This is a genomic window from Candidatus Chlorohelix sp., assembly GCF_037138995.1.
In the GTDB taxonomy this organism is placed as follows: Bacteria; Chloroflexota; Chloroflexia; order Chloroheliales; family Chloroheliaceae; genus Chlorohelix.
Window position 1 is genome coordinate 84,197 of sequence record NZ_JBAXHI010000006.1, and the last position, 11,272, is coordinate 95,468.

Consider the following 11,272-nt stretch of genomic DNA (forward strand, 5'->3'; position numbering starts at 1 on the left):
ACCTAATTTGAAATCATCCAGTAACCCAGTATGCACAGACCGGAACCAAGTAAACACAAAAATGCACCTACCCCAACCGCAGTTTGGATAAGCTTATTGAGTGTTTCCATTAGTTGCACCGATGTATCGGCAAGTGGCTTGACCAATTCTTCCATCGGCGATTTAATCGCCAGTTTGGGGCTTTGTGAGGAAAGGGTACGAACAGCTTCTTGATATTCTTTCCTTAAGATTATGTAAAGTCCACATAGGGATGCAATTACTCCCAACATGAAAATTAAGCAGCCCATTACTATCTTTACCGCTTGCATAGCAAACCCCACCCTGAATCGGACAGACTCAATTAAAATATAACCATGTGAGGTATAAAACATGTGGTAGAGAAAAGCGCAAAATGCACTAAACCAACCAACAAACCTTCGATGGTTAAAAAGAAATGGAAAGAGCCTGACCCGAAATTTATTTAATAAAACAATGAAGACCCGTTTAAGAGAGGACCCGGTACTGCGAAAAGAGGACCCGATTTGGAAACGATAATACAAGACCGATAGCAGATGCTTAACCGAGAGTATAATCCGACTCTATCACGCTTGTCAATATATATTTCGACCTATTTTACCTGAATTAACTCACCATTCGGGAGTTTACCCAACCACCGCCATTATTATCAGAAATCAGATACCAGCGCGAGCTATTTTGATAGACCGGTCCTAGGTCGGTATAAGCAACAAAATTCAGCGTAGCGCCACGCGAAAGAGTACGCAACAATGTGCCGTCATAAGAAGAAATCGAGGGGCGTAGCCTTATATAGGTGTTGTTGTACAGTACCGTATGCGGACCGCTTTTTTCATAAACCACACCCGTCACGCCTTCTATCCAGCGGCTATAATCAACCCCAGCAGGTGGAGTGGTTGGAGGCGGTGTTACTGGGGGGGTATCGGTAGGAGTGGTTGGAGGCGCTATTACCGAAGGGGTATCAGTAGGAATGGTTGGAGGCGGTGTCACTGGAGGGGTATCAGTAGGAGTGGTTGGAGGCGTTATTACCGGAGTGGTGTCGGCAGGAGTGGCTGGAGGCGTATTAACGGGAGTAATAACCACTGGTGTTGAGACTAGAGGTATCGAGCCTGCCAAATCATTCATTAGCTTATTCCATGGGAAAGTGTTACCGGGGCAACCCGCTCGATTGATTTTATCTATTTGGTAATGACCAATAATATATTGGCGAGTGGACTGTATATTGTATTTACTGCATAGGTAACGGTGCAACCAGAGCGAGGCATAATACTGAGCATCCGGCATGGCTTTGCCGCTGAAGCCCTCATGTTCAATCGAGATGGTAACATTATTATAGTTAATATTTTTCGTGGTACAATCGGCAATCCAAGGTATTGATGTATCCGGGCTTCCGGGAATACCATTGCCCCATGCAGCATCTTCTTCTTTTACCCATTGCCAGATGCGCCCGTCCAGAGCTACCCCGAAGTGACTACTGGCATCACTGCGCCGATTTTTAAACCAACTGTCGGTTGATTCCATTGTACCTTGCATAATATGGTCAACAATAGCTACAAGTTTATTGCCATCACGACCACTCCAGAAATTGGAACAACCTCTCCACTCAACTTTGTAATCAATCAAATAAGCGACCATTTATTTCTCCTCCTGAGAATATCACCAAAATTTATTTGCACTTTTTATCCTTATTTTATATTTCCGTTAGGGTAAAATAATTTCATTGTGCAAATAAAATGCCTGATAGCACATACATAGTCAACCCTAATTTCAGTAATGACCCGGAGAAATAGACCCAAAAAATTCAGAGGTTCAAGCTATAGTATTCTCAAACCAATTTAACCATACTAATTATAATCTGTAAACCCTGCAAATATTAAAACTAATATTTTAGGGGATATGTCTTTTTTTAACTTGTACGTCCAGACGTACAATATAAATCAGTAGATTTGATGTTCTCATATATGCGAAAATGTGTTATGATTAGGTGGTATTTTGAGCTAAATTTTTAAAATAAGTGTGTTTTCTGGAGATAAAATGGGTTCTGCGCGTGTTATAGCGGTTGCTGCCCCAAAAGGCGGAACCGGCAAAACCACCACTACCTTGAATCTTGGCGCGGCTTTGACTGAGATGGGCTACAAAGTGTTGCTGGTGGATTGTGACCCTCAAGGAAATCTAACACTCAGCGCGGGTGTGGAAGCCAGCAATATAAAAAATGGTCTTGATACCGCTATAAAGCATTATCTGGCAACCTACGATTCCGTACTGGTTAATACAATAATAAAATCACCTGCTGGGTTGGATATTGTGCCAAGCAATATTCGATTAGCCGGTATTGCAGACGAACTTTTAATTAATTCGCAAGGGGTTTTCATTCTTCAAAAATTACTGCGTCCGGTTCGTGAAAGCTATGATTTTATTATGATTGATACCCTCCCCTCTTTGGGAGTATTGGTCAAAAATGCTCTAGTGGCGGCTCAAGAAGTAATTATTCCGCACGAGTCGGAACCTCTTTCCGCTGAAGCAGTAGCTATGATGCTCAAACAAATTGATATTATACGCCGCTCCGAGCTTAACCCAGAACTGAGGGTAGCCGGTATTCTTCTAACCAAAACCACCCGCTCAAAATTACATCGCGAAGTTATAGATTTCACCCGCGAAGAATTCGGAAAGCAGGTTCCGGTGTTTAAAACTATTATTGAGCGTTCAGTTCAGTTTGCGGAATCGCAAGCGTTGCGCCGCTCTATCCTAAGTTACAAACCCCGTGATAAAGGTGCAATTGCCTACCGCAATGTGGCGCGGGAATTAGTGTATGGTCCAGATGCGGTCGAGGAAGCACTGATTGACGACAGCGGACAAAGCGAGGTATAAGCCAGATGGCAAGCAAGCCCAAAAGCTTTTTGCGAAACCGTGAAACTTCACCCAGTTCCGCTTCGGACGAAGATTTCGAGCTAGTAGTAGGCGTTATCAGTCCCGGTATAGCCAGCCGCCCCGTGTTCAGTCAAAATGTTCCGGTAGAACGAATCGAAGCCAGCCCATTTCAGGCACGTCGCAACTTCGACGGAATTGATGAACTGGCGGAAACCATAAAAGCGCAAGGTTTTACCACTCGTCTCAGAGTACGCCCCCATCCATTAAAAGAAGGATATTTCCAGCTTACCTACGGTGAGCGACGGCTTCGAGCGGCACGGTTGGCTAATCTAAAAGAAGTGCCATGTGACGTAGCCAACTATAGCGACCCCGAAATGATGGAAATCGGGTTGGCTGAAAATATCCAAAGGCAAGACTTAAACCCAATGGAAGAGGCGCGTGCCTTTCGCTCATTTATGAACTTTGGTAGCCTAACTATTCGCGAACTTGCAAACCGAATCGGCAAGAACAAAGATTATGTAGCCGGACGATTGCGTTTATTGGAAGCGCCTGAAGATGTACAAAAACTGGTAGAGCAAAAACCGGATGCCGTAACCGCTGCCCGGCGCATTGCACAGTTAAACGACCCTGAAGAAAGGCGTTTGTTGATTGAAGCGCTGCTAATGGGTAAGCTGAGTAAAGAAGAAATCCGTACTATCGTCCAAGCAGTACGCACCGGATTTGATGAAGACAGTGGGACTTCTGAGGATACGAATGAAAAGCCTGTACGTCTGGACGTACAACACCCTCCCAAACCAAGCGAGCGGGAATTAAACAGCCGCAAGATAGGTCGCGATCTTAACCTGATATTGGCAACCTTAGCTCGCTGGCAAATTGCGATGCCACGCTTAAACGATTTTGAACGTAGGCGAATTGTGGATGCAGCCAAAGATATTATGTTCACCGTGAAACAAATTCAGGATAGCGGTGATTAGGATTTCCCCTTATGCCCAAAACCAAACGTGAGAAGGAAGACATAAGCGAGTCATTTGAAACACTTCTGACTCGTTTTGAGCGACTCAGAAAAGAAGAACCAGATTTGCCAAAAAGAATGGCGGGTTTAGTTCCATTTGTGCTGGAAGTGGTACAAGGTTCGGGTGGCGTTAAACAGATCGAACAATTAATTCACTACTCTTCTGACCAAGAAAGCGCGGCTGAATTAATTGAAGCAATCTTGCCAATTCTGGCGAATCTTACTCGCGATGTTCCCGGACTGGAAAAAGATATAGCATTGCTGGCAGAAAAACTAGCCCGTAATAATATAACTGTACCGGGCATTTCGCCTTACGAAGCAATCCGGGATGCGCTGGCAAAAAATACCTTCATGCAACTTGATAATACTCCTTGGCCCACCGCCGTTTTGCAAGAAGGCGAAGCTAAAGGACAGGCGCAGTTAAAACCCGCCATGCTGGATGAGCAACCTTTGATGCCACCAGAAGAAGTTGAAAAATGGTCTGCTTTGATGTGGAAGCAACGCGAAGAATTGAGTGACCTTGATGCCGATACTCTGGATATGTTAAGCCATGTCTGGCTACAGCAAGCTAACTCGGCAGATAATTATGCAGTCGCAAGTGTAGATGATTTTCTGCAAATGCGAGGATTAAAACCAAAACGGGGGGGAGGAGGCAGGCGCGGTGGTTATGAACCGGAGCAGCGCACCGATATGCTTAAAGCCCTTGCTCATATTCAAAACCTGTGGCTGAATATGGGTGAAGTTGAAGTAAATGAGGAAACCGGCAAAAAGAAAAAAATGAACCGGAGTTCCAAACAGGCAGTACAGAGCCGCGCCTTTGTGATTACCGATCGTATGGGACAAACGCGACTCGATGGTCATATGGATGTGCAACGCTTTGCATTTAGACCTGGTATTTTGTTCGCCCGCTTTTTGTTCGGTCCCGGTCGCCAAACCGCGTTGCTTTCTGCCAAAGCAGTACAATATGACCCATATCGCCAAAAGTGGGAAAAGAGACTCGCCCGCTATTTTAGCTGGCAATGGCGAGTTCGGGCGCGGTTGGGCGACTATAATAAACCTTACCAAGTGCAAGCGCTTTTAGAAGCCGTAGGTGAAGAATTAAATATCCGGTATCCTGCTAAAACCAGAGAACGGCTGGAAAAGGCGTTGGAAACGCTTAAGGAAGACGGAGTAATAGCCGGGTGGGAATACGAAAAGTGGGAAGAACAGATAGTCGAGCAACGTGGCTGGGCAGAAATATGGCAAGAAGCTACTATATTAATAATACCACCGCAAGCTATCCGGGATACTTATCGCTTCTTGAAACGGCATGGGGATGAAAACGCGGGTCTCGATCAGGCATTTAACGATGGCGGGGGGATGGCAGAAATAGTAAGAAAAACTCGTAAGGATAGAAAATTATCGCAAGCACAAGCCGCGCGGGAGCTTGGTGTTACGCAAAGCTACCTGTCAAAGCTTGAGACAAATCAAGTAGAGTTATCTAACGCTTTCAGAAAACGGCTGGAAGAATGGCTCTCCGGTAAGAATTATGACCAGAAATTATGACTTGAGTCGGGGTTATCCTTCACAGTGATTCATATTTTTATGACTTGAGTCGGGGTTATCTATCACATGCATTATAGTATTTAAGTTCAAATCCGTTATAAATATTCCCATTTTACTCCTATTTCTCTCAATAATTTCCCAGTAATAAAAAAAGATATGTTGTATCATGCGACTCAAAACTAGGGATAGCACGTCTATCACTTTATAGTTTCGTTGCATAGTTTCGTTATTCACACATTACTATTCTGGCATTGAGTACTTATTAAGTAAGTATCGCAGGAGTAAAAAATATTCGGCACTTAAAAATAGCCGACTAATTGGTTAAAAAAAATCGGGCTATGCTGTCACATAACTCGATTAAATAATTCAATATGTTTGCGCATTCCTGAGAGATATTGAGCGGCTAACTCGTCTTGCTCTAGGTGCGTATGTTCTAACCTTATATTCTAAGGAGATTTTACTATGCCTTCTACCCAATTTTCAAGTACCCATAGTGAGCAGTTTTCATATTCACTGCCCGAATCTGAACAATTCGTACAAGTACCGCTTGATGTATTGAAAGCCGACATCAGCCCTGCTGCGCTAAAGCTGTATATGGTAATGCTCAGTTTTGCCCGCCAATCCGTTAGCTGCTGGGCGAGCCATCGCCGCCTAGCCGAAGAAATGGGTTTACAACCACGCCGTGTTATTGACCTGATTAAAGAACTTGAAACTGCCGCCCTTATCAGCGTTGAGAGCCGTGCTAAGGAAGGTCAGACCAATATCTACCGCTTGCAAAGACGTGCGGCTAAGTCTAAAACTGCCCAAACCTATGTTAAATCTTGCGAAGGGGCTATGCAGAAAAAAACACATGATAGTCTGCAAGATTCTGCATCCAATATACATGAATCTAATTCACATGAATTAAATACAACAACAACCGTTGTTGCGTTAAAAGTTACCGAAACAAAAGTCGAAAGCTTATCAGAAATTAGCTCCGATTCGGAGAATCAAGTTCAACGAGAGATTTGTTCGCTATTGTTTCAATGTGGAATTACTATTCACAGCGCTAAAAAACTTGCCAAGATAGCATTGCAAAACAAGCGTAGCGCAAAAGAAATTGAAGAACTGATTCAAACGGTGCGTGGAAATGAGAGAGTTGAAAATATTCCAGCTTATATTACACGTTTGGTCGAACTGAACTGTTATAATTCTGGCGCGAACCAACGTTTTTCAGCAAACAGAAATAACAGTTCTGGCTTACCTTACAGTAATACAAAACCTGAAAAGCCTGCTGATTTTAGTAAATACGCCCCCGGCGGTAAATATTGGTATCTAGTTGCCAATTGCGCTAAAGAACTTGCACCTTCGGATAGTCAGGCGAGTCTTTGATTAAAACTGGGATGGCGGCAAATAACCTTGTTCTATCAAGCGGTTAGGCTTGGCTGGTTCAGGGTACTGTAATGATTTGACGTGGAGAATTACAACGAGCAAATGAATTGTATGCTGGAGCGAAGGTAGCAGCATTATAGATGAACAATTTAGCGAAAGTGTGATGTGAATCACATTTCTTTTGTGATGAACTGCATACCTGATTATCAGCAAGAGCCTTAGAATGATAATGTAAGTAATAAGCTTACAAGTTAAATCTTCTCTTAAACTCCTCCTAATAAATCAGAAGGCTACTGATGAGCAGCAGTAGCCTTTATTTTTTTCATGAAGTAACTTTTGTCACCTACAGCCTGAATCTTCCTTGTTACAATTATTTTAATCGGATTTGTAACGAGCAATAATCCACAATGAAAAGGCAAATGCAAAGATGGATAAAGGATGGAAGCGATGGACAGTAACGCTTGGTGGTTCAGTGGTAACGCTGGCAGCAGCGTATGAGGGTATTCGGCGTAGTGAGAAGGGCTTGAAACGTCGCTATCTTTCAATACCGGGCAGCGCGAGTGAAACGCCTGTTCCGGCGCTTGTTCTCGAATCAAAAACGGCTCAGCTCGATTCTCCCATTCTGCTGGCGGTGCATGGGGTCATTTCCAATAAAGAGTATATGCAACTCATCGGTTCGGAAATTGCTCGTATGGGTTTGCGGGTTTTTATGCCCGATTTGCCGGGACACGGTGCTAGTAATGCCTCTTTCGCTACTCCGGTTCAAGATTTCTCCAATGTAGTGGGGGGCAATGTGGCACAATTAGAGCGACTATATCGCTATGTGCGCGAAAAGTTTCCTCAAGCTCCGGTAGGGGTGTTGGGACACTCGATGGGTAGTGGCGCAATTCTGAATTTTGCAGTAACTAAGCCCGAACTAGCGGTAGCGATTCCTGTGTCGGTAGCGGGTCGGCAACCGGCTACTCCTGAGAATCCCAAAAACATGTTGATGTTGGTAGGCGAACGTGATATTCCAATCTGTCTTTCCAGCGCAAAGCAACTTTACGATGCGGCAACTGGTTTGCCGGAACCGCAATCGACTCTATTTGGCGCATTTGAAAATGGTACTGCCCGCGTCCACAAAGTTTTACCTCGTCTCGACCATATTTCCATTATGCTTGCGCCCCAAACTGCTCAGGAAATTAGGGAATGGCTAGGGCATACTTTCGGGCTGCCATCCGGCGATAATAAAGCGATGGTGAGTAGATTGCGCTGGACGAGCGCAGGTTTGGTAGCCTCTATCGCTTCTTATCTGCCTTTTTCGGCTTTGCTGACGCGCATGTGGGGCTTGAAAGCGGCACCCGCTAAATCTCCTCAACTGACTTTCAAAAACAACCTTGCGGCAATGGGTGTGCTTGGCGTAGCTCCTTTTGCCAGTGTGCTGCTGCTGCACAAGCTCAAAAAGCCTCATCTGGTATCGCTGGTACTGGGCGACTATCTTGCATCTTTCTTTGTACTGAGTGGGTTGCTTAGTTGGACGGGGTTAGCAGTGGTACGGCGTGGCAAACTGAACCTGTCCGATATTAGCGCCGGAGTAAACGGTTCTGCACGCACTAAATTGCTCAATTGGGTGGGGCTACCGCTGGCATTGTGGGCTTATAGCTATGCTACTCTTGGTCGCTTTAGTCGCCGCTCATGGTTCAGCTTTGCACTGAACGGGAAACGCGCTCGCACCATGTCGGTACTGACGGCGTGCGCCTTGCCATACTTCCTTGCCAGTGAAGCGACTTTTCGGCGTATGCCCGGTTTCTCCGGCTATGCTTCAAGTAACCTTACCAAGTTCAGTCTGACCGCTTCTATGATGGTGGCGGCACGTTTGAAGGATGAGCAGAATTTTCTGGCGATTTTGGCAATGCCTATGTCAATTGCCTACCTACTGATGGATGGTTACGCCCTATGGCAGTATCGCCAGAACCGCGACTTTGTAACCACCGGGGCGTATGATGCGCTGGTACTGGCATGGCTGGTAAGCTCATTATTCCCACTGGAGGATTAATTCAGGGTATAACGTCTGCCTTTTTTACTACCCTCTATTTTCAAGCTGCCTTGTGCTACCAATATTTCAAAATCGCGCAGGGCAGTTGCCTCGGATACGCCTGTGAGTTTGCGGTATTCTCTATTGGTGATTGAACCATGAGCGTGAACGTATTCCAGTGCTTTTTTCAGCCTTTCTTCTAGCGTTAGATTTTCTTTTGGTATAGTATGCGCTTCTGTTTCTTTCGGTGTTGCGGCAATGGCTTTACGAAAGGTTACAATAAACTCGTTTTGTAGCTTGAACTCTGGGGCGGGGCTACCTTGCTGGCGCATGCTGTTAATCATAAAGCTGATGCCCGTACCAAGATATTCCATATAGCCGCCCGGAAATTCGGAAAGCAGGTTTGCCAACAGTGGGTTGCGTGGTTTGGAGCGTTCGCGCCCCTGCTGCAAATCTTCCAATGTTATGCCGGGCATTAGCAAGCCGGGGCTATGTATCTCAATGTGGTCGGGATAATAAAAGACGCGCACTTTCTCGCTTTTGAGCGAATAATCACGATGTACTACTGCATTCACCACCGCTTCGCGTAGGGCTTCCATAGGATATTCAAAACGGTCTTTGCGGTGGAATCCTTCTATTATAGCGGCTTGGCGGGTGTTGCGTAGGAAGAATTGCTCTGCCTGATCAATTTGATGAGCAAGCGCCCCCTTAAGGTTCTGACGGTCTTGGTAGCGTTCCAGTCCTAGCGTATCAGGATACAGCACGCAAACTACCTCTGTTTGTGGTAAAAACTCTTGAGGTTCTTTGCCGAACAGCAATAAACCCGCATGGGTAGGGCGCAAAGCGCCTTCCACAAGTGCCACGCAGCGACTTTTGAGCAAGAAGCTCTCAATATCGATAATTCGGCTCTCGCGGGTGCGTCTTCCGACTCGCTGACTTAGAAAGCTCTGTACCAGTTCCAAATCAAGGTCATCAAGGCTGGCAAGGTCGGCGGGGCGCGTTTCCCAATCCAGCGCCCCTGCACTGCCTAGATATTCGCCTATTTCATGCAAGTCGAGCGGGATGGTGTAGGTGCCGCGCCTAATCCAGAAAATCCCCCCTGCTTGAAAAAGCTGTCCACGATATGGGGAGATAGTGGCAACTATTAATGCCTTGCCTTCTAGTTCCACTACTTCCGGGGTGGCAGGCTCAAACTTAAGGATTGGCTTGCAACTACGAGCGGCTTTGAGCAGTAAATCTATTGCTTGCGCCGGGTTTTTAACCCCTTCCACCCGCCATGTACCATCTTCCACCCCGATGACTAAGTAACCACCCTGCCCGTTTGCCAAACCGCAAATACGCTCTGCCAGTTCGGGGAGGCGAGGCGCCGCGATTTTGAACTCGGTGGTTTGGCTCTCACCGCGCCTTATCAATTCACTGAGAAATTCGCGCTCCAAAATAGTCTTCTTTTATCGCTCAATTATCGCTCGTGAGGGAAATATATCCATCACGAAGCAAATATATCGCTCATGCTTGAAAAACTGAAGGATATAACCCTCATTGCGGCTGTCGTAAACTGCGTCCTTCGTAGGCTTCAAAGCGTGCGACCCATTCATCTGGGACTGGAATAGTGCGGTTTGCTCGGTAATCAAAAGTTACGTGCGTGCCGTTGCCTTCCGCCACCAATCGTTTAGAGGCAACATCAACCATTTGGAAATCAAACCCGAAACTGCTGCGCCGTACCCAACTGGTGCGTAAGCCCACCATCAGCATTTCCCGATAGAAAGCCGGTAAGCGGTAGTTGATGCTTTGCGCTGCAAGGATAAAGGGCATATCCTGAAGTGCAGGCGATTGCTCTTTAATTTCCATCACATGTATAAAGTATTCAATACGCGCCGTTTCAAGAAAGGTGAAATAAGAAACATTGTTGAGATGCCCCATCCCATCAACATTACCAAATTGCACCGGAATGAAAATCACGAAGTTATAGCCTTCAATCCCGTCATGCTGGATTTTGAAAATATCGCTCACACTTACACCCCTGCTGCTAAGCTAAATTAAATTAAATTGCTACAAGGCGGAAGGATAGCATTTTTTGGTCGTGCGCTCAACCTGAATAGCAAAAACCCAAGTTTACATAATATAAATATTATATCCCACAAAGTATTTGAGTCGCTATAACACTCATGGTCTGTTAAAATGCAAACCTATGAAAGAACCTGAACCGAAAAAAAAATTTGCCCGGCTGGTAGAAATAGTGATTCTGGCAGGGGTGGCACTAGTCATTTTTCTCGACTTTCAGACAGATGGTCCAATGGTAATCTTGTTGTATGGCTTGCTGTTTGTAGCGGGTGCGGTGTACCTAGCATGGTTGGTAACAAAACATCGTTCTGATGAGTAGCAGCTTTGTAAATTAATTATCCTCTAATTCTTCCCCCCAAATCTAGATTAAACAGATATTATACAAACAG

The 11,272-nt window shown here is 45.4% G+C and carries 10 protein-coding genes; 6 read left to right on the plus strand and 4 right to left on the minus strand.

Translation table 11 applies throughout. The features are described from left to right. Positions 1 to 2: 2 nt before the first annotated feature. Positions 3 to 308 (minus strand): hypothetical protein, encoded by a 306-nt coding sequence (locus WCK19_RS04625; protein ID WP_342396192.1) that lies wholly within the window; start codon positions 306 to 308, stop codon positions 3 to 5. 313 nt (positions 309 to 621) lie between these two features. After that, positions 622 to 1,647 carry a peptidoglycan recognition family protein gene (locus WCK19_RS04630; RefSeq protein ID WP_342396193.1) on the minus strand — a complete coding sequence of 342 codons (1,026 nt, stop codon included), beginning with the start codon at positions 1,645 to 1,647 and terminating at the stop codon, positions 622 to 624. A 399-nt stretch (positions 1,648 to 2,046) separates the two neighbouring features. On the opposite strand from WCK19_RS04630, the gene WCK19_RS04635 reads away from it, so the two are divergent. The 5 genes from WCK19_RS04635 to WCK19_RS04655 all read left to right on the plus strand — a co-directional run bounded on the left by WCK19_RS04635 (position 2,047) and on the right by WCK19_RS04655 (position 8,843). Continuing rightward, complete coding sequence (locus WCK19_RS04635) at positions 2,047 to 2,880, plus strand: ParA family protein (RefSeq protein WP_342396194.1); 834 nt, start codon at positions 2,047 to 2,049, stop codon at positions 2,878 to 2,880. A 5-nt stretch (positions 2,881 to 2,885) separates the two neighbouring features. Further along, positions 2,886 to 3,854 (plus strand): ParB/RepB/Spo0J family partition protein, encoded by a 969-nt coding sequence (locus WCK19_RS04640; protein ID WP_342396195.1) that lies wholly within the window; start codon positions 2,886 to 2,888, stop codon positions 3,852 to 3,854. A gap of 11 nt (positions 3,855 to 3,865) precedes the next feature. Continuing rightward, positions 3,866 to 5,437, plus strand: a complete 1,572-nt coding sequence (locus WCK19_RS04645; protein WP_342396196.1) for a helix-turn-helix transcriptional regulator — start codon at positions 3,866 to 3,868, stop codon at positions 5,435 to 5,437. A 462-nt stretch (positions 5,438 to 5,899) separates the two neighbouring features. Beyond that, on the plus strand, positions 5,900 to 6,808 hold the full coding sequence (locus WCK19_RS04650) for a helix-turn-helix domain-containing protein (protein ID WP_342396197.1): 909 nt from the start codon (positions 5,900 to 5,902) through the stop codon (positions 6,806 to 6,808). A gap of 427 nt (positions 6,809 to 7,235) precedes the next feature. Then, on the plus strand, positions 7,236 to 8,843 hold the full coding sequence (locus tag WCK19_RS04655) for an alpha/beta fold hydrolase (RefSeq protein ID WP_342396198.1): 1,608 nt from the start codon (positions 7,236 to 7,238) through the stop codon (positions 8,841 to 8,843). Here the strand turns inward: WCK19_RS04655 and WCK19_RS04660 are convergent. After that, the gene (locus WCK19_RS04660) at positions 8,840 to 10,258 is read right to left on the minus strand and encodes an ATP-binding protein (RefSeq protein ID WP_342396199.1); all 1,419 of its coding nucleotides are present in this window, start codon (positions 10,256 to 10,258) and stop codon (positions 8,840 to 8,842) included. The genes WCK19_RS04655 and WCK19_RS04660 overlap by 4 nt on opposite strands. Before the next feature lie 100 nt (positions 10,259 to 10,358). Beyond that, positions 10,359 to 10,832, minus strand: coding sequence for a thioesterase family protein (locus tag WCK19_RS04665; RefSeq protein ID WP_342396200.1), 474 nt, complete (start codon positions 10,830 to 10,832; stop codon positions 10,359 to 10,361). Positions 10,833 to 11,010: 178 nt separating this feature from the next. Here WCK19_RS04665 and WCK19_RS04670 point away from each other — a divergent pair, with 178 nt between their 5' ends. Continuing rightward, a complete protein-coding gene (locus WCK19_RS04670; protein WP_342396201.1) occupies positions 11,011 to 11,202 on the plus strand; it encodes a hypothetical protein in 192 nt (63 codons plus the stop codon). The last annotated feature ends 70 nt before the right edge of the window (positions 11,203 to 11,272 follow it).

Coding starts and splice junctions, on each gene's coding strand:
- WCK19_RS04625 (WP_342396192.1), bottom strand. CDS start 308: ATGCAAGCGGTAAAGATAGTAATGGGCTGCTTAATTTTCATGTTGGGA.
- WCK19_RS04630 (WP_342396193.1), bottom strand. CDS start 1,647: ATGGTCGCTTATTTGATTGATTACAAAGTTGAGTGGAGAGGTTGTTCC.
- WCK19_RS04635 (WP_342396194.1), top strand. CDS start 2,047: ATGGGTTCTGCGCGTGTTATAGCGGTTGCTGCCCCAAAAGGCGGAACC.
- WCK19_RS04640 (WP_342396195.1), top strand. CDS start 2,886: ATGGCAAGCAAGCCCAAAAGCTTTTTGCGAAACCGTGAAACTTCACCC.
- WCK19_RS04645 (WP_342396196.1), top strand. CDS start 3,866: ATGCCCAAAACCAAACGTGAGAAGGAAGACATAAGCGAGTCATTTGAA.
- WCK19_RS04650 (WP_342396197.1), top strand. CDS start 5,900: ATGCCTTCTACCCAATTTTCAAGTACCCATAGTGAGCAGTTTTCATAT.
- WCK19_RS04655 (WP_342396198.1), top strand. CDS start 7,236: ATGGATAAAGGATGGAAGCGATGGACAGTAACGCTTGGTGGTTCAGTG.
- WCK19_RS04670 (WP_342396201.1), top strand. CDS start 11,011: ATGAAAGAACCTGAACCGAAAAAAAAATTTGCCCGGCTGGTAGAAATA.